The following is a 21,921-nucleotide window of genomic DNA, read 5'->3' as shown; positions in this document are numbered from 1 at the left end:
GCCGTAGCCAATGTGGCTTCCCATGCGATGGTTGGCGGGATCACCTCCGTTCTGCAAGGTGGTAAGTTCGGGCATGGTTTTGTGAGCTCGATGGTGACGGCGAGCATGAAAGCGTTTATGAAACCACAAACGGGCGTGTTTGCGGATGCCGTTAAGAGAACCATCATAGCGGGAGTGGTTGGAGGTACAGTCTCTGAACTGACAGGTGGCAAGTTCGCTAACGGTGCGGTTACGTCTGCGATGCAGTGGTGGTATAACGCCGAAGGCGGAGGTGAGTTTGCTCAAGAAGGTCAGCTTACTCAAGAGCAGATAGATAACATGTCTCCTGCTGATCTTCTGGAGTATTTCGGAGGAACTGTCATTCAAAATGAGGATGGTCAGGCTCTTTACTTTGGCCCCGATAGTAAAATGTCACAAATATTTAGTCAGGGTGAAGGGGCTAAGTACTTTGAGGCAGGTCTTTATAAAAAATATGGTGGTACTCTTGTACCCGGAAATCAAATGGATGATTTCGGTTATAAGTTTGGCCTTGCGCGCTTCTTTGGCACATCTAACTTTGCTGAACATGTTGTTGGCAGTTGGGGTGGAGGGCAGGCTAGGGTTGTCGGTCAGCAAATATTGTTTCGGGTGACCAATAATATGTCGGCGAGCTCATTTTTTGCCGGAAGGTACACAGAGAAGTGGGTTGGTTGGTCTATAGGTCCAAGAGCAAGTGATGTACATATGACCATAGAGTGGACATCACAAGTTAGGCAGAGTGAATGAAAATAGTATCTTTAATTTTGATGATCTTGTTACTGGCTGGGTGTGACAGCGCAGTACTGTGGGAAGACAAGCCATATCAAGTCTTATGGCTTGATGACACAAGTAACAGAACATTAAGTTATGATTTTGGCGATGGAGGTTTTATTACCCGCATCGATGCTCAAATTGTTGCTGTGGGGAGTAACAATCGCTTTATTGTCGCAAAACGCACATTGCCGAATACGGATATATTGGTGTTTTACTATATTGAAAAATCGAGCGATAGCCAGTTCGCGGAAGGCGCGGCAGGTCCTTTCACAGAAGCTCAGTTTCAGCAATTGAAGCAAAAGCTTGATCTTCCTGAATTTACTAAGACATTTGAATAGTCAGCCGTAAATAAAAACAGGCACTCAAAAATCAATATTGAGTGCCTGCTTTATACTGCCCGCATTAGATTTTCTATCACTTTCTTCTACCGATTGTGCTCTTCAGGTGCAATACTTGCGGTGAGATTCGATAATCGGAAAGGGCGTTATGCGTAATATGAGGACTAACAAAAATCGAGTGCTTTTTGTTGGGTGGGGTGTTTTTGCAATTAATGTTGTTACACTCATCGCGACAGTAAAAAGCAGCTTCTTAATATGTTTACTTGTATTTGCAGGCACTGCGCTATTGTATTTTTTCTACATTAAAAGCAATTATGTATCACCAGTATGTATCCCATATCGGCTAAGTGTAGTCATAGGGGGGATTGTTTGCGCCTCAGGAGCAGTTGTAGCGACACTTGGTCATTCAGGATTATTAGGCTGAGAAATAGGCTGTATTGAACATATATGTGAACACTTATCAGATAGTGCCCCAATTGCTTAAACCCTTTCGTTATAAACAAATGGACCAAAGGACACCCAACCTAAATAAGCGCTTGAAAGAAAGCGCATACCCTGTGCGCAAGCTTGGGGCTAATATCCGTCCCAGCCAGCTTATTTGCGAAATTTGCTTTACTATAGTTACATGATCGGCACATCCCAGGGTTAGTTTCGCTGGTATGCGACCGCTCACTTTTTATCAAATATTTGCTGCTCAGTGAGCTGGTATTTTTGTTGCACCTGCTCGATACAGCGCTGGGTATCATGTGTAACGGGGCGGGGGGCTTCTTGCATTGCCATAAGCCTAAACAAACTGGCAAACTTGTCACAGGCTACGGCTTTATCTGTCGCTTGTTCATTGCTCAACGAGATATCCAGATACACGCTGGGCTTATTCACATAAACACCCGGTGTACCAGCATAGGTGCGCGATACATTGGCTGAATACTTTGCGCTGGTGAAGGTATCAACCCCTTGCTGATGTGCTATGACGGCGCTGCGTAATAACGCAAACTCAATCGCCTGCTCTAGCGTCACGCTGCCATTGCCTGAATAATGTACCCGGTAAGTGTACTCATTGATTTGCTTTTCAGAGTAACCGCCACGGATCCCCATAGACTGGTAAGAAACGGTGCTGCACCCAACGGCAGTCAATGTTAAACACGCTAAACCTAAATTTTTTAACAACTTCATTATGTTACTTCTCTTTTCTAAATAATGGGCAAATCAATTGACTCGCCCGGTTCCTTTTTACGCTTGTAGCGCGGTTTCTTCATCAAAGCCCTGCGCACGTATGCGGGTGAGGAGTTGTCTGAGTAGCTCGTCTTCAACGAGGGTGACTGGCGCATCTGGCTGCAGCTGTGTGACATTGCCAAATCCGGGGTGGCTGAAATCCGGGTTAGACAGACCATGCTGAGCACGTAGTGCCAATAACATCAGTGCGGCGTAGGGGGTGAACCCCCAGTTCATATTGTTAAACTCAAAAAAGTCCTTGCTGGGCGGCGCGGACACCTGCGTCACCTGATCGTCGCATAAGCGAGTCAGATGGGTTGTCAGGCGGTCAAAATCCTGCGTATTCCAGTCCGCAACAATATCGGCATAGGCAAACCCATCCACTATCGGGGTCATGGATTTGCTACCGTTGGCGGCATCAAACAGCAAAATCATGCAATCCCCGATATGACTTTTTGAGCGGTTAACCCAGTGCCTGGCATAGCCCACTTCAAATAGTCTGAAGATATGGCTGGCATGTTTAGGCTGTTGCAGGATCACCGCCATGGCCAGGTAGAATACGCTGTCTGGCGCTACGCCTCCATCATGTTCCCGATCAAACCTGGTTACAAAACGCTGTTGCGTAAAGTAGGAGATAATACATTTCAAGTAGGCATATCCCAGACTGTGCGCCAGCATCTCTGTACAGAGTTTATTTTGCTCAATTAACGCCGTTTGCGCCGACATTTCGTAATAGTCAATTGGAATGCCTAGCTCTGATGTAAACTCCTCCCAGGGTAAAAATGGCAAACGTTCATTCTCCTGCACAATAAAGTCAAACTCTATACGCCCTTTATCTATATATCTTTGAATATCAGTTTGATTCTCCTCAAATACACTTTGGTATTTCTGAGGGTTTTTTATCGCCCTTTTACGTTTACGCAAAAATTTACCTAATTCTTTTGGATTACTATTCATATTTATTACCCTGCTGGAACCATGACACTGACGCAACCCCGGTTTGGTCTGGCTTAGCTTAGGTACCTTTACTTTGACCAGAATGGGTTTCATTTTATAGCCTTTGCTTCGCAGAAACTGCAGTTTTTCCGCATAAGATTTGGCTTCAAAACAGAAAGAAAAACCGAAGACACCCACCTTAAACTGTAGAGGCGTACCGAAGCTTTGTTATAAATTGAAGTGCGCCACTATCGTTTAAGTTAGCGATGCAGCAGATAGGCAGGTTCAGCTTGGAAGTGTAAATTATTAGGGCTCGTGCTTCGAGCACGCTCTGAGCAGTGAAAGCAGTCAGGTTAGAACAATGTGAATAAGTACCCAGACCTGAGTTTGGATGAATCGAAATTACACCAAATGAAAAATATTAGCCCAGCAACTGCTTACTCTGAGTTAGATTGGCTCTTCTCTTTTTATGAAGATGCTCACAGAAATCTGTCAACGCTTGTTTTCGCCCAACCGCACCATGAAATACCTTTGTAAACTGTGCAGTGAGTTTAAGCCAATTGTCTGGGTCTATTTGTTGTATTGGCTTGATAACAGAAAAGGCGTGCTACAAAGCACGCCTTATTATCCCGGCTCATTTTAGTGATAGACTTATACAAAAAGCTTAGGTTCTTAGGTTTGATAACATACTGTGAAAAATTTCGTCTGCTGAATCAGTATCAAAATGATGTATTGGATCAGAAGCAATTTCGCGCAGCAACGGAATAAAGTCAGGGTCGCGCTTTAAGTGATCATATACTTGTTGTGTCAGAAAAGCATATAAATCACCCAACCCAGTTTCACCCACCGTTTTGTAATGTTGTCGAAAACTCGTCACCAGCAGTCGCTTCTTCGTGTCGTAATCAGCACTCAGGTACCGTTGAGAGAACTCAACATACCCAGGAGGTGCGCTGTTTCTCTCTCTGATTGACTTTGCTCGTTTTTGCAATATCTCTTTTGCCGCTTCATAATCAAACTCGAAGTGATGTTGCCCAAACCATAAAGTTCCTACTTCAGTGCCACTTTGATCTAGTATACGACATTGCAATGTTTCGTAACCATTGGCTTCATGTAGATTAACTCTGCATTCTACCTTTTCGGAGCCAAAGTCATAATTATACTGAGTGTGTATGAGTTTCCGTTTTCTTTCTTCAACGGGAATGAGTCTGCCAGTCGCTGATTCAAAACAGTGCCAGTTAGAAATATAACCACCTTCATTAAGGCTTATTTTTTCCTGGACGACGTATATGGCATCATTATCCATGTAATAAACGTTTTCGACGAGGCTATTCTCTTTATCCGATCTAAAATCATTGGCCTCTAGCGGATGCATCAAGGCACTGACTCGTTCGTTACCGTGAACCATACAATTAATCTACCTGCTTCATATATATGTGAGTGACCGCCCCATTCTTATCTATGTCTATTACTGTAAACTGCCCACCGGACTTAATGAGAAACTCAGAGTAAACCGGTTGCTCTTTTAGTTGATGCCAGAACTGTACATCCATGGCCAAATCACTGATATCTTTGGCTGATTTAGATTCAATATGCATAATAATTTGCCCATCAAAATTCTGCAATGGTGTATCGCCGCGAGATACCGAGTTAAATTGGCCTTCAACAACAGTTTTTCCTGAAGTCCACGCACTAATATATCGGTTGATAGTTGCCTGCAAGTCAGCCTCGTTGGAAAAGTTAAGACCTCTGACAAAGTTGCCATCAACAGATGGAAGCTTATCGAGTGCGGTGTCCAACATACGCGTTATGTCTTTTTGTGCGCTATTGACTGTACCGTCTCTTAACGCTGAATTGAGCTTATGGTAAAACCAACCTGTGCTGTAGCCAAAAATCACATTTGCATCTTGTGCTGTTAACCCGTGGACATTTTTTTCTTTCAAGTATGTTGAGATAAGCTTTTCGAAATCAGCCCCTTTTCCATCTTTCAATCTCTGCATTTGTCGCTCCATCTGTTCAAAGCTTTTATTTTCTGCAGCGGCAAATTTAGATATTAGATCATTAGGGAAACTCTCAGCTGGTAGTGGCTTAATAGTTATACTATCCGCGATACCATCACCATTGGTATCGACCTGTTCAAACCCATCTATGCCAGTGACTTTTTTCAGGCCGGAAATATCGACCCCTTTCTCCTGCAGGCGCTTTAACATGGCAGCCAGTTTTGAAGTCACTGAAACTGAGGCTGCACCTGCCGTCATATACCCCGCGATACCAGTCGTAGCAGAAGCAGCAGTGAACCGGGCAATTAGTGCTTTGCTTTCTCTATCTGTATCGGCTGTGTCAATTATATTGATTACCTTATCGAATATTTCTTCATAATTATCAAATATATACTTGATGTCTTCGATAGAGTTTTCGACCAGTTGGATATTTTGGTCACCAGCTTGGCTATCCCCAGCCATTGTCATACCCACACGAATAACAGCTTCTCCGGCGGTAGCCACTCCGCTGCCGGCGTCAATGATGCCGGCTAATACTGCTGCCGCAATTGTCAGACGGTCCGCCTGACTAACCGCTTTGGAATTGAGCCTGCTTTTTACATCTTCAGGAAACATGCTGTATAGCAACTGTAATTTGGCATTATTTGCCACATCCTGATTCAAGCTCCATTGATATACATTGTCGGCAGCTTTGCCAAGCTCTACACCTAGCACACCATTTGGATCAGACCTTAAACCTTCCAGATAATCTGCCAACAGTGACTGCATAAACCGTCCGATGGTGTAATCTGAGAATGTATTAAACTCAGCTGACGTTGCTGCTGCATTACCCGCAATATTTATAGCTGATGCGTCTGCACCCGCTACAAACGCAGTAACAGCGGCACTGAGCTTAACTAAATCGACACCTGCATCTTTCAAACGTTGCATTTCAGCAACAGCTGCCAGTCTGCTTGTTCCCTGATTGAGGTTGTATTCAATTTGCTCAGCGCTTAACCCTTTTGCTTTCCAAACGGCTATTTGCGCTTTGTTCTTATCAAAAAACGCCTGGTACTCTTCTTTGGCCTTTTGTCTTGCTGCGACGTAGGTATCTGAGTCTTCCATACTTGATGCGATATATTCACCAAGAACAGCTCCCCCCGCACCAGCACCACAAGAGATATTTTTGGACTCTCTGTTGCCATTTACCTGCGCTGTCGCCGCACCAATAATACATCCACTTGCGGCATGTGCTATATATTTGAGTGCGGTATCCGTATCTGTTGCATTCGGGCCATCAAACGCAGCGCCGATCTTACCAGCCATGAATTCCCCTAGCTCGCTAACGGCAAACATCTTCATTGATGTTTTAAAGGAGTCTTCAAAATCTGAGAATGAGCCACCATTAATAGCTGTCGAAACTCCAGCACGGATTGTTGAATCAACAACAGCCTGAATAGATTGGTTACCTATTGACAGCAATGTGTCTGAGCTCAGAAAAGCGGCGTTGGGATCAACCTCAAAGAAATCTATCGCCCCGACTTCTTGCACCATACCCGCTGTCACCATGGCAATAGCCAGAGAACGTAAATTGTCGCTTTCTGTAATCGACTTGATTGCGCCATCAATTCCTTCGCCATTGGCAAGGCTAGATACAGCTTGTGTTGTTAAAGTGGCAGCCCCTGCAGATAACGCTGCGGCTGAGAAAGTCCCCTTACCAACTGCTAGTGCTATCTTACCATTAGCACCAATCCAGTTTGCACCCGCAGGTCCCATAGCTACCGAGACAGCAATTGCAATAACAGCCATAGCGGCCGGGCTTAGTGAGCTTGTCTTATCATGCTTGTGAATTTCTTCCAGCTTTGTGTAAATCACATCAAGCATACTACTACAGTTATTGAAAGCAGGATCTTGCTGCATAGCCTCATATGCGAAGTCACGATAGCCATCAGGTGCTTGAGGCAGAGACATAGAAGGGCAATTATACTGTGGATCGTTATATATATCGGCCATCCAGCTCAAGCTTTCATTGCCGCTAAATGTGTTCAGTGTGTCCTGAAGTGTTTCACCTTCATACTGCCCCAGTTCAAGCGTTACACCATGCGTTGCATGAACCTTAACACCACCAATGATCTCGTTATATACCGCGGTATCGACCGTATCCTGTATGGTTTCGGTCTTGATTTTCCAGGTGCCTTTTTTGACTTTATTGTAGAAGTAATGGTCCTGCTCTTTGGCCAGCAATAAGTTAACCCGGCCATTACGGGCATCTATGGTGGTCCCTGTGCCCGATGTGATTTGGGTAGCCTGTAGTGTGATATCGCCAAAGTCTGAGGCGATCATGACACCTTTGCCTGCCTCAAGGGCTGAGCGGATAGCAATGGTTTGAAACTCTTGCTCTTCCTCTGTGGTTTTACCCCACTTGGCATTAGATTGTTTCTGGAACTGATTAAACTCGTTGGAGATAAAGATCCCCTGGCCCGCAAGGAGTTCAATAACCCCTTCATCTGCATACAGCTCTGCGGCTTTAAGCTCAATGGCGCCTGCTGCCATCAGGTAAATACTGTCTTTGGCAGAGAGCTTAGTAGTCAGGTGTTTAATTTCAGAAGTGGACTGTGAATACTCACCAACGGGTTGATTGTTCACATAGCTGGTTTGTTGCGAAATTAATCGAATATTACCGTCGGCACGCAGCCCGATGGTGTTGCCTGTTATTGTCCCGCCCTGAACAAGGATGTCACCCATACTGTGGATACGGATATTGTCACCATTAACCGATGCAATCTGGCCAAATCGGGAGCCGCGCTCATAGCGATTAGAAAAGCGGTGTACCAGGGTTTTTTGGATATACTGGCCGGCAATAATATCGACATTTTGTTGCGCCGTCAGACTGCCGGATAGGTTTCTTAGGGTGCCCCCAACAAACAGGTTCAGGTCGCCGTCAGACGCCACTTCTGCACCCGGGTTAACCGTTAGATCGCGCGCCGTTCGCAAATAGGTGTTTCTGCCAGTCAGCAAAGTACCACTATTGACTGTAATATCTCTGAAGTTGACGTCTGAACCGGTAAACTCGACAATGTGACCGTTGACTGTGCGAGTCTCAATGGTTTTGTCACTTAAGTGAACCACAGGTGAAAGCACTTTTTCACCATTAATCTCTCTGAATTCCGGCCAGACAAAGTCTTTGCCAAATCGGTCATACTCAGATTTGGTGATCTTCTCCCCAAAGGTAACATTAATTTTTCCCGCCAGCTCATAGGCATTTTGATACAGCTGGTTTATCTGAGCGGTTTCATCCGCATAGGCAGGTGAGATCAGGTTGCGATTTAACTCGGCATAGATCTGTGAGCGGATCAGGCGAGACTGAACAAATCTATCGCCCACCTGTTTTGCCAACGGGTAATGCGGAAAGATGATCTGGACTTCCCCGTTCATTATTGGAATGTACTGCGGTGCAGGCAGCGCTTGCTTTTTGTTATTCAGTAACAACTGATGAAAGCTGGCTATCGTGTGAGCGGTTTTCGGTCGGGCCTGCTCTACAATATGCTCTGATTTCACATACTGTGTAGTTTTGCTACCTGGTACTTTTGTAAATTCGGGCGAGCCCGAAAGCGACTGACTCGCATTTATCTTGTCAAACGCATTATAGGCATATGCCAGAGTCGGTAAGCTCATCTGCCCTAGCAACATAATTATGTTTACATAGGCAATTGCCTTTTTGTAAAAGGGGACAGGTTTATCCACCAAGAGGTTGTTTTTTTTCATGAGAAATTCCTTTTAGTTACCGGCCATTAAAGTTGCCACACTGATAGTGGGTGACTTAGTAACATATCGGGTAAAAAACTTATCGCTACAGAGGTCACACTGTTTTTCAATCAGAATTTCATATTTATAATGGATGGTGGCTTGCTGGGTTTCTTCATTTACCACTATTTTCTCATACTTGAAATTCTTAGTCGTGCATTCGTATTGCTGTATCGGTGCGCTGTAATTGCAACGATAGTCCTCTTTAGTTGTGGTAGGTTGATTGCTTCTGGCATATTTCTGCCCGGCGTCATTCACTTGCTTGAAGGTGTAACCAGTGTTTGCAAAATCGGCCGTCGACGTTTCGCCCAGTATTTTGCTAAGCTCCACCGTCACGGTAGAGTATGTGCAGTCGTTAATTCTGGTAAGACCATGCTCTTCATAGCGATAACCGTCACAATTGTAGAGGCCGGCTTTAACTGAGGTGTTATCTATCACCTTTGGCTGATAATAGCCGCTGTAAGTATCTTCGTCGGTCCACGATACATAACGCTGAAAGTACTCTTTAATCTTGTCATTAATAGTTGCATCAAGTGAATCTGAATCAGTTTGAGTCAGGTCACTGTCAGAAGCTACATTGGGGTTGATTCCATAAACGTTACCATGAACGGAAAGTAATGTTTCGCCTTCTACAGAGGTTTCTATTGTACTGCCACTACAATTTCCAAGCGCAATGCACTGTTTTATGGCGAAAATATTTTCTTTCGCAACGGTGCTGCCCAGTTTGATACCTATTGACTCCAAATCCAGCTTCTGGAGACGGGCGTTATCGAAGATTTCGACATACGAAAAAGCATTCACAAAGCGCCGACGTGTTGAAGGAGCCACCTTACTACCTATTTCGAATTGGCCAAAACTAATCACACGTCCTGGCGGAGAGTAAGCTGAGATTTTTGTGCCAACTCCATGTTCCACTACATCACGACTCCCTTCATTGTCAGTGGTATAGGCATAGCGTGAAATAATATATGACGTCGTCTCAAGCCTGTATCGCTCGTTAAACATTAATGGTGTATCAACATGAAATATTCCCTGCTGATTCAGGCGTAAAATCGCCGAAGTGTTACGGATATAATTGTCTGCTTTAAGTTCCAAGCTCGATTCAGCAGCAATTGACACTTGATCAGCCTGAACAGTATTGACACTGATGCCTTTACTCCAGTCTGCGCCCTGTGGTTCAGCGATGTGGTATGGGTTAATATTCTCAATGGCTTTAGCGACAATTTTTACTGTGTTTGCATGTATTTTGGCACTCACCCGGCTTTGAACATCCCCAGCCTGGCTATAAGCGGAATAGGGGCCGTGTTCCGTGCTGTCGATCCTGATTGAGGGCGCATTTAAAGGCATAATTACTGATCTGTTTGACCTGTTAGTTCTTGAACCATTGGTAAACATACCGTTTGTTAATACCGCACTCAGGTTGCCTGCTTTAATCACCCCACCAAAGGTATTGTGCACATCTCCATCAGTTTCAATATTCACTTCAGAGCCATTTAATGTCCCTGTATTAATAAACCGATCTGCGCCGATTTTTATCTTGTCTGCATCAATATAGCCATGATTAAAGATGTGCTTGCTTCCGAAAACCTTTACCGTTTGAGCTATAATGCGTGCGCTGGTATTAAAAGTTGTACTACTAATTGTTTTTGTTGTGATGATCCGGTCGCTGTAAAGTTTACCATGCACTGCCAGTGGAGCACTTTCATGCTTAGCGATCTGAATGAATACACCTTCGGCGGGCGCGTGGAAATGACCCTGCCGCGTACTGGTTGCCAGTGCATCGGACATCGTATTGAATTCGGTGCTGCTGGGGATAGTGATTGGCTGAGAGGCAACAATACCTATACTCGCCGCCTTGAATGTACCGCCAGGCTGATAGACCTCATTTTTCTTGCTCACCACCTGAATGTCTAGATCGCTGTACTTGATTGTCATTCTGCCTGGATACAAATTAACCCCGCCAGAACCGAGTACATATCCGCCATTTTCAGCGAAAATAAATCCACCCTGAGGGTGACGCTGAGCGCGCAGGTTAAGATCGATAGTACCCGAGGTGCTGATCAGATCGGCCATCACTTCAAGTGAGTGGGCGCCGGGAGCGCTGAGGCCATTGATGGTAACGCGCCCGGATGCTCTGGTTGTTATTTTATCGTGGCTGGAGCTGCTGCCATATCCATAAGTGCCGTTCACAAGTGTGATACGTTCAACATTTTCGAACGAACAGCTGGTACAAGTGACTGTTCCGTAGCTAGAAACAAATATAATATTGACGGGTTTACCCACCACTGAAATTTTCTCTCTGAGGGAAAAGTAGCGAGATTTGATAACCAATGTCTTAATCTGGCTGGTGTTTGCAAGTTTGATGAGGAGCGGCTTGTTCGTGACTTCAAAGCGCTCAAATTCAAGTTGCACTGTTTCTGAATCGCTGTTTATCACTAAAAAGTCGCTACTTGAACTGGCATTACTGGATACAGAAAAAGCCGGTGTTTTCGTGAATTGGAATCCTGCAACCTGCTCAGTTGTCGCGTTCGCATTAAAAGCACAGTGCCACAGTAGGCATGTGAATAATAACTTCCATAGGAAGGCTGATTTATTGATGTTCATCCCTGTCTCTTTTGTTTTTTAACTATTGGGTGCTGTATTTTTGCACGTTTTTGTTAAGGGTACAATGTTGATGTTACAGAGATTGTGGGTGGTGTGTATAGAGTAAAGTGTTTTTACATTATTGATAAATATTGAATTTTCTTGTTGCTTGCTTTAAATATAAATTTTTGGCGTCAGTAGGGCTGATTGCAATGAGTCGAGCTTACTTTATTCACTATTTCACAGGCTCATTGCGATTTATGAGAGCCATCTGCTGTAAAGCTGCTGGAGTTAGTGAGACCCCAGTTGCTTAAAATAATAGCTGGTTGCGTGCATGGCACCTTGTGAATCACTTACAAAGTGCGGGATTTCACCACTTTTGGTAAACCCGACAGCCTGATAAAACAGTTCTGATCTATCGCCGCTTTGTGTATCCAGCACCAAGAGCGTCATACCGAGTTGATTGGCATATGTCTCAAGATATTGCATCAGTGCTTGGGCAATCCCCTGACGTTGATAATCCGGGTGAACCAGTAACTTTTCCACCTCACCTCGGTGTCTACCATTTTGTTTTTTACAAGGAATGAGTTGTACCGAGGCAACTAATTGTTGCTCCAGATAAGCTGCCAGTATGACGCGTGTATTCTGCCCAAGTTCTGTATTTACCTGTGACCAGTAGTTGGTCATGTGTGCGTCAGAGGTGGGGTGGTAAAACCCCAATGATGCGCCCTGAGCGATACACGCTTGTAGTTGAGATGCAAGCATTTGCTGTTGTAACGGGGTGAGCTCGGCGAGGGGTTCAATTATGAGTGGCATAGTCACACTCCTTCATGGTTGCTAACTCTTCACAGATCTGGTTTAACTGAGATTCCAGACGCTGTTTTTGTTCTAAAAGCTGCGCATAGTGCGACTGATTTTGGGGCTGTTTGCTTCGCAGTGCAGCATAGAGTGTTCGCTGTGACAAGGCAAACTGGCTGGCTGCTTCGTGAATGGTCAGCTGCTGACTCTGCACCATATGAACAGCTCGTTGGACACTGGGGTGGGCGGGGGAAAGTTTAGTCGCCATGTCAACGCTCCAAACTGTGATTGAACAATGAGTCACAGGGTGGCCATACACTGTAGTCTATCCGCCAGATGAGGGTGAGTGTGTCTAACCAGGATTTCATTTCATATGCTCCTATTACGCGTGTTTACACAGGAGTAAGAAAGTTACATGCCAAAATTTAAAGTTGTTATAAATTAATAGGTTGAATTTTTCATTAGTGTGTAAAGTGCCAAGTGTGCACCGAAAAAGCGCACACGCTTCCCTTTATGGCGCAAGTTCTATCGAACACTCACAAAGCGACTTTTGCCGTTGTACAAGCCACCATAGTGCGAAGTGATAGTGACGAGTTATCCTGATACGAACACAGCATGGCGCCCTGGGGTGGGGGTTGTCTTTCGGTGTACTTTGCGAGTTGTTCTTGCGTGGGTCAGGCTGTTCGGTTCGTGAGAGAATAGACGCTGTTTGTTTCTACAATGGGTGTGCTATGATGTGCGCTTGCTAATACAGCAACCCTAAAAATCAGAACAAGGAAATCATAGATGAAAAAGATAATAACAACGTTAGCGTTATCAGTTGCAAGTTTATCTGCCCAGGCATATGACTGTTGGGGAAAAGTTAAAACGGTCGATATAACTCCTGCCGGATCGGTTTATCTGAGTGTCACGGGCTTAGGCGAAGCGAATTATGTATGTAACGTGACACAAAAATCAGGCTCATTTACACCAGAAGCGTGCCGTGTCATCTTTAGTCAAATGTTGGCGGCGAGCATGGCTGATAAAACAGTCACTCTGTGGTTTAAGAATGGTGAATTTAATAGCTGTACTGCCACAAACTGGAGTAGCTTTCACAGACACGGGCTTTATCATTTACGTGTAAATCAGTAATCCCCTGATCGTTGCCTGGAGCGTGCGCTAACTACAGATAGTCACGCTCCATGCTAGATTTCAGCTTAGATGCACTTCTTTTAAGCAATACCAGCCCCACTAAAGTGGCTACCAAGAGCCAAACCCACTTATTGCCATGCTGACTATAAAAGCTGTCCCCGCGCATCAGTTTCACGTCCAGTAACATTGTCTCCTTAACAAACTGAGGCAAGGTGTGCTGTGTCTGACTAAGTGGATCATAAATCCCACTGATCCCATTGTTGGTTACCCGAACCAAAGGACGTTGTAGTTCCAGCGCGCGCATCCGGGCAATTTGCATATGCTGATGCGGGCCGTGTGAATCCCCAAACCAGGCGTCATTGCTGACGGTAAAGAGAATGTCAGACTGACTGGTGTAGTTGTTTCTGACCAGTTCACTGAAGGCTATTTCGTAGCAGATAGCAGGCAGAACATGTAACCCATTGGCTATCAGGTTCGCTTGCTGTGCGTCACCCCGGGAGAAGGAAGACATGGCCAGATTGAACAGGGGAGCAACCGGCCGCAACCACTTTTCAAAAGGAACAAACTCTCCGATGGGGAGCAGCTGATGTTTTTGATAGCGGTTTGTGTGCAGGTACTGATAATGACCCTGCTCGTCGTCTGCCTGTTGCTTACCCACGACAATCAGAGTGTTGTAAACATTGCGGGTGTCGAACTGATAATCAGGAATGCCCGTGATTAATGCGCTCTGATTAAAAGCTGCAGCTTTGTCCAGGTTGTGCAAAAAGTCGAAGGCTAAGTCTTCAAGCTCCGGAATAGCTGCTTCTGGCCAGACAACCAGATCAGCCTGTTGCCACAGTGGTCGTGTCATATCCTGGTATTTTGACATGGTCGGCCAGAATTGTTCTGGTTCCCAGCGCAGGCTCTGCTGAATATTGCCCTGAACCAACAAGATGCGGGTTTGTTCGCCTGTATATTCAACCGGGTTATCTGTCGTACGAGTCAAAAAAGAGAGCGCAAACAGAGGCAGCAGGGTCATTAGAGTTAACTGATAGCGTTTATACCAGAGCAGGTAGTATAAAAGTGCACCAAACAACACACACACCAGAGTCAGACCAAATTCACCAATCCAGGGGGCGAGCATGTTTAGTGGGGAATCGGTCTGACTATAGCCAAAACTGAGCCAGGGGAACCCGGTCAGTAAAGTGCCGCGCAGATATTCAAATATCGCAAACCCGCTGAGCAGCAATGCGACACGTTGCCAGGGCTTGTCTGAGAAGCGTGTTGCCAGCGCAAAGGCCAGTGCAGGGTAAATAGCCAGATAGGCACAAAGCAGGCCCATTAATAACAGCGAAGCTGGTAGGGGTAAACCACCGAACTGAGCAATTGATACATGCACCCAGCTTATTCCGGCCGCAAACCAGCCAAAGCCAAATAAAAAACCATACTTGGCTGCTTGTCGGGTCGTGGGCTGATCCGTTACAAAACACGCAACTGCGAGCGCGACAAAGATGATTGGCCATAGTCCAAATGGCGCGTAACTGAAGGTCAGTGAGGCACCGCTAAGCAGTGCCAGCCACGTAAACTTGTCTTTCAGTAGGGCGGTGAGTTTATTCGAGAACGTCTTCAACATGTTCGGTTTTTGGCATCGTCACCTGTAACTGCAAAATGCGGCGATTGTCCGAGTTGGTGACCTTGAACTGCAATGGGGCAATGTCAATGGTTTCGCCGCGGCTTGGCATATGGCCAAATGCATGCAAGATTATCCCGCCTATGGTGTCTGCTTCCTGCGTATCATATTCCGTTTTGAAGTACTCGTTAAACTCATCCAATGGTGTCAGAGCCTGAACGTTAAACACGTGCTTAGACAACTGGCGGATGGCCTGTTGCTCGTCTTCATTATCGTGTTCGTCTTCGATCTCACCGACGATGGTCTCAAGAATGTCTTCAATGGTCACCAGGCCTGAAACACCTCCGTACTCATCAATGACAATCGCCATGTGGTAACGTTTTTGTCGAAATTCATTGAGCAGCGCATCAACACGTTTACTCTCAGGAACCACAACCGCCGGGCGCAAGTACTCACGAATGGTTGGTAATTCACTGTCACGCTGAACAATCAGGGGTAACAGATCTTTGGCCAGCAAAATGCCTTCGACATGATCTTTGTCTTCGCAAATGACCGGGAAACGCGAATGGCTGGATTCAACCATTGCGGGTAACTGCGACTCCAGGTCCTGATCAATATCCAACGTCACCATTTGTGAACGCGGGATCATGATGTCACGGACTTTTAACTCAGAAACACTGAGTACGCCTTCCATCATGTCTTTGGTTTCAGGATCGATCAGGGCTCTTTCCTGTGCGTCGGCAATTACCTCTACCAACTCTTCTTTGTTTTGGGGTTCCCCTTGCAGCATCTGTGTGATGCGTCCCAGCCAGGTCTTGCTCGAAGAACCCTGACTACTTTGCGAGTTTTCGTCGCTCATTGCGGTGTGTTACTCCAGTCGGTTAAACGTCATCTCGATATGGGTCAGCAATGCCCAGATCGGCTAAGAATTCTTTTTCAAGACTTTCCATTTCATCGGCGTCCTGTTCATTTATATGGTCAAAGCCCAACAAATGCAAGCACCCGTGTACCACCATATGAGCAAAATGATTGTGGAAGGTTTTTTCCTGTTCTTCGGCCTCTCGAAAAACAACCTGAGGACAAATAATTAGGTCACCAACCAGTGGTAGCTCAATCCCAGGTGGTGCTTCAAAAGGAAAAGACAGCACATTGGTGGGCTTGTCTTTTCCGCGGTACTGGCTGTTCAGCTCCTGGCTTTCTGCTTCATCTGCAATTCGTATGGTAACCTCGGCCTCTTCCTTATACGCAAGGAGTGCTTTTTCGGCCCACAACTGAAATTGTTCAGCAGAAGGCAGGTTGGCGAAGTCACTGGCAATCTGTAGATCTACCTCAAGCGACATTATGAGCGCTCCTCGTCGTTGGCGTTTGGATGTGTATCAGCCGGTGTGGTATTGGCCTGTGCCTGTAATCTTGCCTGCTGTTTGTTAAACTTTTCCTTTCGCTCGGCTTCTTCTTTTTTCTCGTAGGCCTCAACAATGCGTGCCACTACTGGGTGACGTACCACATCGTGAGATTTAAAGAAGTTAAACGAAATCTCGTCAACCTCTCCCAATACATCAATGGCATGGCGCAGACCAGAGCGCGCACCGCGAGGTAAATCCACCTGAGTGATGTCACCCGTGATCACGGCTTTCGAGTTAAAACCGATCCGGGTCAGAAACATCTTCATCTGCTCTGTGGTGGTGTTCTGGCTTTCATCGAGAATTATAAAGGCATCGTTCAGTGTCCGGCCACGCATATACGCTAGCGGTGCAACTTCAATCACGTTCTTTTCGATCAAACGCTCGACTTTTTCAAAACCCAGCATCTCAAATAGCGCATCGTAAAGCGGACGTAGGTAAGGGTCTATTTTTTGTGTCAGGTCGCCAGGCAAGAAACCCAGCTTTTCACCCGCTTCAACGGCCGGACGAGTCAACAGAATACGACGAATTTCCTGGCGTTCCAGGGCATCTACCGCCGCCGCTACTGCCAGGTAGGTTTTACCTGTCCCTGCCGGACCGATACCAAAACAGATGTCATGGGTCAGAATATTGGCCACATACTGACTCTGATTGGGGTTACGAGGCTTAACCACACCACGGCGTGTTTTTATAAAGACTTCTTTTTCCCACACATCCGGGGCTTCCTGCTCCAGGCAGTTGGCCTCAGTGATAGCCAAATGAACTTGGTCTGGCTCAATATCGACAAACTTGCCGCGTACGGGCTGAGTTTCTACATACAGGGATTTTAAAATGTCGACCGCAGCCTTAGCCACAACCGGTTGGCCTGTGACTTTGAACCAGTTATCTCTGTGGGTAATTTCAATGCCCAGACGACGTTCAATTTGCTTCAGGTTGTCATCAAAAGGCCCGCATAAAGAAGATAGGCGGTGATTGTCGGAGGGTTCCAGATAAAATTCGATATTCTTGACTTGGTTACTCAAAACAACTTCCTAATAACAAGACGCCAGCATCAGCTGGCGTCGAAATTCCAAGACTAAGGCGTAAAGGTGGCAACACCCAGCTCATTGGCTTCTGGTTCTGCTGGTGCACGATTTAAGATATCCGAAGGTGCAACATCTCGGCGTAAGTCCATCTCAGTTTCAGTTCTGATCAGTTCACCACGCAATGAATTGGGCAGCGCCTCAGTGATACGTACGTCAACGAACTGACCGATCACTGAGTGTGGACCTTCAAAATTCACAACCCGGTTATTCTCGGTACGGCCACGTAATTCCATTGGGTTCTTTTTCGAAGGACCTTCAACCAGGATGCGTTGCTCAGTATCATGCATTTTACGGCTGATGTCCTGTGCCATCTGATTGATGCGATTTTGCAGCAAGTACAAACGCTCTTTCTTTTCTTGTTCGGTTACATCATCAGGCAGATCCGATGCCGGCGTACCTGGACGAGCTGAATAGATAAAGCTGAAGCTCATATCAAAGCCAATGTCGTTGATCAGATTCATGGTCGCTTCGAAATCCGCTTTACTTTCTCCCGGGAAGCCAATAATGAAGTCTGAGCTCATGCTTAGGTTCGGGCGGATCTTACGCAGTTTGCGGATCGTAGACTTGTATTCCAGTGCTGTATGGCCACGCTTCATCAGGTTCAGAATGCGGTCTGAGCCACTTTGAACCGGTAAGTGCAGGTGATCTACCAACTCTGGTACGTCTGCGTATGCATCAATGATGTCAGGTGTAAACTCAACTGGGTGTGAGGTGGTGTAACGAATGCGGTCGATGCCATCGATAGCCGCGACAAAGCGCAGCAGATCAGAGAAGTAGCAAATTTCGCCATCATGCATTTCACCGCGATAGGCATTGACGTTTTGACCCAGCAGGTTCACTTCACGCACACCTTGCTCTGCCAGTTGCGCAACTTCAAGTAAAACATCATCTAGAGGACGGCTCACTTCCTCACCACGCGTATAAGGTACAACGCAGAAAGTACAGTATTTAGAGCAGCCTTCCATAATGGATACAAACGCACTCGGGCCTTCTGCTTTTGGCTCTGGCAGGCGATCGAACTTTTCGATTTCCGGGAATGAAATATCGACCACTGAGCCTTGCTTGCTTTGGACCTGTTTGATCATTTCAGGCAGACGGTGCAAAGTTTGCGGACCGAAAACGATATCGACAAAGGGCGCACGCTGGCGGATTGTGTCGCCTTCCTGAGAGGCCACACAGCCACCCACACCAATAACCAAATCTGGATTATCGTCTTTTAGCAACTTCCAGCGGCCCAGCTGGTGAAATACTTTTTCCTGTGCTTTTTCACGAATTGAACAGGTATTGAGTAGGATCACATCCGCTTGTTCAGCTTCTTCTGTTAGCTGATAGCCATTGGTGGAGTCAAGCAGATCCGCCATTTTCTGGGAGTCATACTCGTTCATCTGACAGCCCCAGGTTTTGATATGCAACTTTTTACTCATTGAAATAATGCCTCGTTTTCAACTCGGTGAATAGCACGATGTGCGACGCTAAAACAACTAATGCCACTAAGCCGACCCGCTCATCTCCTAGATCAATACAGAGCATAGTCTGTATCCTTGCCAGGATCTTGCGTGAAATTAGTTTAAAGGACGCGTATTTTATATGACCTAATGACACTAGCCAAGTATAGTTTTTAACTTTAAAAACCAAGATCAAGGCATCTTGTATTTGCTCAGCTACAATATGCAGGGCAATAAACCTTTCAGAACGAATTGGGTTACAATAGCGGGATATAACTTAGCAAGCTGAACTAAGGAAAAAGGGTATGAAAAACAAAGTGCTGATAGTCGGTGGTGGCATGGTTGGCGCAGCGGCTGCCGTGAAGCTCGCACAGCAAGGTCTGGCAGTCACAGTGCTCGAAACGCACCCATTGGATGCCATGCAGGCACTGACAGACGAGGCCATTGATATTCGAGTCTCTGCCATTAATCGCTTTTCAGAAGCCTTGCTGGACGAGCTACAGGCAATGCCGTTGCTTCGCAATGCCAGGCTGGCACCGTATCAACAGCTCGAAGCGTATGAGCAGGAAAATAACAGCCTGTTATTTGATTGCGAGGAGCTGGCTACAACGCATTTAGGCCACATTGTCGAAAACCGTCTTATTCAGGCCAGTTTATGGGCACAATTCGAACGCCTTGGCATTCAGGTCGAGCAGGTTTCTGGCACGCCTCAGGCAATCAAGCAAGATACTGATTCGGTTGAGTTGATTTACCCGGAGCAAAGCTATCAGGCCGATTTACTCTTAGCAGCTGACGGAGGGCGCTCTGTGGTACGCAAACTGGCTGGCATTGGGGTGACCGGTTGGCAATATCAGCAGCATTGTATGGGTGTGCTGATCAAACTGGATGCGCCGCAGCAGGTAAAAACCTGGCAGCAGTTTAAGCCGTCCGGACCGATTGCCTTTTTGCCCATGCAATACCCGTATGCCAATCTGATCTGGTATCACCATGGCAATGAGCTGGCGCAGATGAAGACGTTATCAAACGCACAGTTAAAGCAGGAGATACAAAATCACTTCTTCGATTTACCCGGTGAGTTTGAGGTGTTGCAAAGTGCGGTATTTCCGTTAGCCAGACAACATGCTAACCAGTATCACCAGGGACGCGTAGTCTTGATTGGCGACTCAGCACATACCATCAATCCATTGGCTGGGCAGGGAGTTAATTTAGGATTCAAAGATGTGGCTGCGTTGGCAAGCGTATTGGAAGGCGCTGAAGACATTGGTAACGCCGCTTTGCTGCGCCGCTATGAGCAGAGCCGTCGTAACGATAATCTGATGATGATGAGTATGATGGACGCTTGCTACTTTGGCTTCTCTAACGAAATTGCACCATTAAAGCATTTCCGCAACCTGGTGTTAAAAGTGGCTAATCATGCTGGTCCAATTAAACGTGAAGTATTGAAACATGCAATGGGTGGCGTCGTTTAGACGTCATTCATAATAGGAACAACAGATAGCAAAGCAATAAAACTAAATGGAAATTATAGTGAAAATGGATAAATAATTAGGATGTTTCGGAGGAATAAAAATGGAATTTTGGATGTCTTAGAACTAAATGGTGCGGAAGGAGAGACTTGAACTCTCACAACCGAAGTTACAGAAACCTGAATCCTGCGCGTCTACCAATTCCGCCACTTCCGCATCGTATATTTAGCTCATTAATGAGAAAGAAACCTGAATCCTGCGTCTTAATCGACAACAACCAATTCTGCTACTTTCGCATCGTATATTTAGTTCATCAATGAAAAAGAAACCTGAATCTCATTCGACAACAATCAATTCTGAAAATTTCGAAATTTTGCATTGATTATATTAGATTTAAGAAAGAAGGGAGATATCAAGAAAAGAGAGTTAAATGGTGCGGAAAGAGAGACTTGAACTCTCACAACCGAAGTTACAGAAACCTGAATCCTGCGCGTCTACCAATTCCGCCACTTCCGCATTAAATCTCTATCAATACAATCAAAAGAAACCTGAATCCTGCGTCTTATTCGACAACAGCCAATTCCGCCACTTCCGCATCGTATATTTAACTGAATTTTCATCCCGAGAAGAGATGGCTGGAGTACCAGGATTTGAACCTGGGAATGGCGGGATCAAAACCCGCTGCCTTACCGCTTGGCGATACTCCAGCAATAATTCAAATCTAAATACTTTCTCAAGATTTGAAATCTGGGTGTGGATGAGTGAGGGATCAAAACCTCTCTCTTCTGTCCTTACCGCTTGGCGATACTCCAGCAATAATTCAAATCTTGAATCCAGATAAATCTAAATCGATAATATCCTTCTTCTTAACGCTTTCCGAAGATACTGGAACCTAAATCCAGCGCGTCTACCAATTCCGCCACTTCCGCATATTTTTTCGCTTTGATATTGGAACCTAAATCCAGCGTCTAGTTAAAGACATCTGGCCAATTCCGCTACTTCCGCATCAAATTGTATCTCTCAAAGAAGAGATGGCTGGAGTACCAGGATTTGAACCTGGGAATGGCGGGATCAAAACCCGCTGCCTTACCGCTTGGCGATACTCCAACGAAAAATCAAACCTAAATGTTGGTCCCAGGATTTGAATCTGGGGGTGAATGAGCGAGGGATCAAAACCTCTCTCTTCTGTCCTTACCGCTTGGCGATACTCCAACAAAGGTATTAAAAGTTGTTTCAGTTCAAACTTTAAGAACATGGTGCGGAAGGAGAGACTTGAACTCTCACATCCGAAGATACTGGAACCTAAATCCAGCGCGTCTACCAATTCCGCCACTTCCGCATATTTT

At 45.8% G+C, this 21,921-nt stretch carries 16 protein-coding genes and 5 tRNA genes; 4 read left to right on the top strand and 17 right to left on the bottom strand.

Annotation, left to right across the window (positions count from 1 at the left end; translation table 11 throughout):
• Window positions 1-765 (top strand): hypothetical protein (locus MHN31_RS23635; RefSeq protein WP_239445486.1); only part of this gene is annotated, 765 nt, incomplete at its 5' end.
• On the top strand, window positions 762-1,130 hold the full coding sequence (locus MHN31_RS23630; RefSeq protein ID WP_125564364.1) for a hypothetical protein: 369 nt from the start codon (window positions 762-764) through the stop codon (window positions 1,128-1,130). The genes MHN31_RS23635 and MHN31_RS23630, both read left to right, overlap by 4 nt.
• Before the next feature lie 669 nt (window positions 1,131-1,799).
• Here the strand turns inward: MHN31_RS23630 and MHN31_RS23625 are convergent.
• From MHN31_RS23625 to MHN31_RS23595, 7 genes are all read right to left on the bottom strand, one after another.
• Window positions 1,800-2,303, bottom strand: coding sequence for a hypothetical protein (locus MHN31_RS23625; RefSeq protein ID WP_239445485.1), 504 nt, complete (start codon window positions 2,301-2,303; stop codon window positions 1,800-1,802).
• A 57-nt stretch (window positions 2,304-2,360) separates the two neighbouring features.
• A complete protein-coding gene (locus MHN31_RS23620; RefSeq protein WP_239445484.1) occupies window positions 2,361-3,299 on the bottom strand; it encodes a hypothetical protein in 939 nt (312 codons plus the stop codon).
• A gap of 643 nt (window positions 3,300-3,942) precedes the next feature.
• Window positions 3,943-4,683, bottom strand: a complete 741-nt coding sequence (locus tag MHN31_RS23615) for a hypothetical protein (protein ID WP_239445483.1) — start codon at window positions 4,681-4,683, stop codon at window positions 3,943-3,945.
• A 4-nt stretch (window positions 4,684-4,687) separates the two neighbouring features.
• On the bottom strand, window positions 4,688-9,019 hold the full coding sequence (locus tag MHN31_RS23610) for a DUF637 domain-containing protein (protein WP_239445482.1): 4,332 nt from the start codon (window positions 9,017-9,019) through the stop codon (window positions 4,688-4,690).
• Window positions 9,020-9,031: 12 nt separating this feature from the next.
• Window positions 9,032-11,662 (bottom strand): hypothetical protein, encoded by a 2,631-nt coding sequence (locus tag MHN31_RS23605; RefSeq protein WP_239445481.1) that lies wholly within the window; start codon window positions 11,660-11,662, stop codon window positions 9,032-9,034.
• A 270-nt stretch (window positions 11,663-11,932) separates the two neighbouring features.
• Window positions 11,933-12,457 (bottom strand): GNAT family N-acetyltransferase, encoded by a 525-nt coding sequence (locus MHN31_RS23600; protein ID WP_239445480.1) that lies wholly within the window; start codon window positions 12,455-12,457, stop codon window positions 11,933-11,935.
• Entirely contained in the window at window positions 12,441-12,707 is a 267-nt protein-coding gene (locus MHN31_RS23595; RefSeq protein ID WP_125564378.1) for a helix-turn-helix domain-containing protein, read from the bottom strand. The genes MHN31_RS23600 and MHN31_RS23595 overlap by 17 nt, the downstream gene beginning before the upstream one ends.
• A 518-nt stretch (window positions 12,708-13,225) precedes the next feature.
• On the opposite strand from MHN31_RS23595, the gene MHN31_RS23590 reads away from it, so the two are divergent.
• Entirely contained in the window at window positions 13,226-13,570 is a 345-nt protein-coding gene (locus tag MHN31_RS23590) for a hypothetical protein (protein ID WP_138539646.1), read from the top strand.
• Between the two features lie 31 nt (window positions 13,571-13,601).
• Here the strand turns inward: MHN31_RS23590 and lnt are convergent, their stop codons facing one another.
• From lnt to miaB, 5 genes are read right to left on the bottom strand one after another with little or no spacing between them, the layout of a single operon-like run.
• Complete coding sequence (lnt, locus tag MHN31_RS23585; protein ID WP_239445479.1) at window positions 13,602-15,182, bottom strand: apolipoprotein N-acyltransferase; 1,581 nt, start codon at window positions 15,180-15,182, stop codon at window positions 13,602-13,604.
• The gene (gene corC / locus MHN31_RS23580) at window positions 15,160-16,038 is read right to left on the bottom strand and encodes a CNNM family magnesium/cobalt transport protein CorC (RefSeq protein WP_058797374.1); all 879 of its coding nucleotides are present in this window, start codon (window positions 16,036-16,038) and stop codon (window positions 15,160-15,162) included. Before corC ends, lnt begins: the two co-directional genes overlap by 23 nt.
• A gap of 22 nt (window positions 16,039-16,060) precedes the next feature.
• Window positions 16,061-16,519: an rRNA maturation RNase YbeY gene (gene ybeY, locus MHN31_RS23575; RefSeq protein WP_239445478.1), complete on the bottom strand. Its 459-nt coding sequence runs from the start codon at window positions 16,517-16,519 to the stop codon at window positions 16,061-16,063.
• Entirely contained in the window at window positions 16,519-17,601 is a 1,083-nt protein-coding gene (locus MHN31_RS23570) for a PhoH family protein (protein WP_239445477.1), read from the bottom strand. Before MHN31_RS23570 ends, ybeY begins: the two co-directional genes overlap by 1 nt.
• A gap of 53 nt (window positions 17,602-17,654) precedes the next feature.
• Complete coding sequence (miaB, locus tag MHN31_RS23565) at window positions 17,655-19,088, bottom strand: tRNA (N6-isopentenyl adenosine(37)-C2)-methylthiotransferase MiaB (protein WP_125564387.1); 1,434 nt, start codon at window positions 19,086-19,088, stop codon at window positions 17,655-17,657.
• A 326-nt stretch (window positions 19,089-19,414) separates the two neighbouring features.
• Here miaB and MHN31_RS23560 point away from each other — a divergent pair, with 326 nt between their 5' ends.
• Window positions 19,415-20,578, top strand: coding sequence for an FAD-dependent oxidoreductase (locus MHN31_RS23560; RefSeq protein WP_239445476.1), 1,164 nt, complete (start codon window positions 19,415-19,417; stop codon window positions 20,576-20,578).
• A gap of 128 nt (window positions 20,579-20,706) precedes the next feature.
• Here the strand turns inward: MHN31_RS23560 and MHN31_RS23555 are convergent.
• The 5 genes from MHN31_RS23555 to MHN31_RS23535 all read right to left on the bottom strand — a co-directional run bounded on the left by MHN31_RS23555 (window position 20,707) and on the right by MHN31_RS23535 (window position 21,914).
• Window positions 20,707-20,791, bottom strand: a tRNA-Leu gene (locus MHN31_RS23555).
• A 215-nt stretch (window positions 20,792-21,006) separates the two neighbouring features.
• Window positions 21,007-21,091: transfer RNA gene (locus MHN31_RS23550), tRNA-Leu, on the bottom strand.
• Window positions 21,092-21,207: 116 nt separating this feature from the next.
• Window positions 21,208-21,282: transfer RNA gene (locus tag MHN31_RS23545), tRNA-Gln, on the bottom strand.
• Window positions 21,283-21,607: 325 nt separating this feature from the next.
• Window positions 21,608-21,682: transfer RNA gene (locus MHN31_RS23540), tRNA-Gln, on the bottom strand.
• 147 nt (window positions 21,683-21,829) lie between these two features.
• Window positions 21,830-21,914: transfer RNA gene (locus tag MHN31_RS23535), tRNA-Leu, on the bottom strand.
• Window positions 21,915-21,921 lie beyond the last annotated feature (7 nt).

It is taken from the genome of Pseudoalteromonas sp. McH1-42 (genome assembly GCF_022347845.1).
GTDB classification, from domain to species: Bacteria; Pseudomonadota; Gammaproteobacteria; order Enterobacterales; family Alteromonadaceae; genus Pseudoalteromonas; species Pseudoalteromonas rubra_D.
Note: the sequence above shows the minus strand (reverse complement) of the source record. Positions and strands in the feature narration are given on the sequence as shown.

Excerpts from the sequence above, each read along its gene's own strand:
- MHN31_RS23560 (WP_239445476.1), top strand. The coding sequence starts at position 19,415 with ATGAAAAACAAAGTGCTGATAGTCGGTGGTGGCATGGTTGGCGCAGCG.
- MHN31_RS23615 (WP_239445483.1), bottom strand. The coding sequence starts at position 4,683 with ATGGTTCACGGTAACGAACGAGTCAGTGCCTTGATGCATCCGCTAGAG.
- MHN31_RS23605 (WP_239445481.1), bottom strand. The coding sequence starts at position 11,662 with ATGAACATCAATAAATCAGCCTTCCTATGGAAGTTATTATTCACATGC.
- MHN31_RS23595 (WP_125564378.1), bottom strand. The coding sequence starts at position 12,707 with ATGGCGACTAAACTTTCCCCCGCCCACCCCAGTGTCCAACGAGCTGTT.
- MHN31_RS23610 (WP_239445482.1), bottom strand. The coding sequence starts at position 9,019 with ATGAAAAAAAACAACCTCTTGGTGGATAAACCTGTCCCCTTTTACAAA.
- MHN31_RS23600 (WP_239445480.1), bottom strand. The coding sequence starts at position 12,457 with ATGCCACTCATAATTGAACCCCTCGCCGAGCTCACCCCGTTACAACAG.
- ybeY (WP_239445478.1), bottom strand. The coding sequence starts at position 16,519 with ATGTCGCTTGAGGTAGATCTACAGATTGCCAGTGACTTCGCCAACCTG.
- MHN31_RS23630 (WP_125564364.1), top strand. The coding sequence starts at position 762 with ATGAAAATAGTATCTTTAATTTTGATGATCTTGTTACTGGCTGGGTGT.
- corC (WP_058797374.1), bottom strand. The coding sequence starts at position 16,038 with ATGAGCGACGAAAACTCGCAAAGTAGTCAGGGTTCTTCGAGCAAGACC.
- lnt (WP_239445479.1), bottom strand. The coding sequence starts at position 15,182 with ATGTTGAAGACGTTCTCGAATAAACTCACCGCCCTACTGAAAGACAAG.
- MHN31_RS23590 (WP_138539646.1), top strand. The coding sequence starts at position 13,226 with ATGAAAAAGATAATAACAACGTTAGCGTTATCAGTTGCAAGTTTATCT.
- MHN31_RS23620 (WP_239445484.1), bottom strand. The coding sequence starts at position 3,299 with ATGAATAGTAATCCAAAAGAATTAGGTAAATTTTTGCGTAAACGTAAA.
- MHN31_RS23625 (WP_239445485.1), bottom strand. The coding sequence starts at position 2,303 with ATGAAGTTGTTAAAAAATTTAGGTTTAGCGTGTTTAACATTGACTGCC.
- miaB (WP_125564387.1), bottom strand. The coding sequence starts at position 19,088 with ATGAGTAAAAAGTTGCATATCAAAACCTGGGGCTGTCAGATGAACGAG.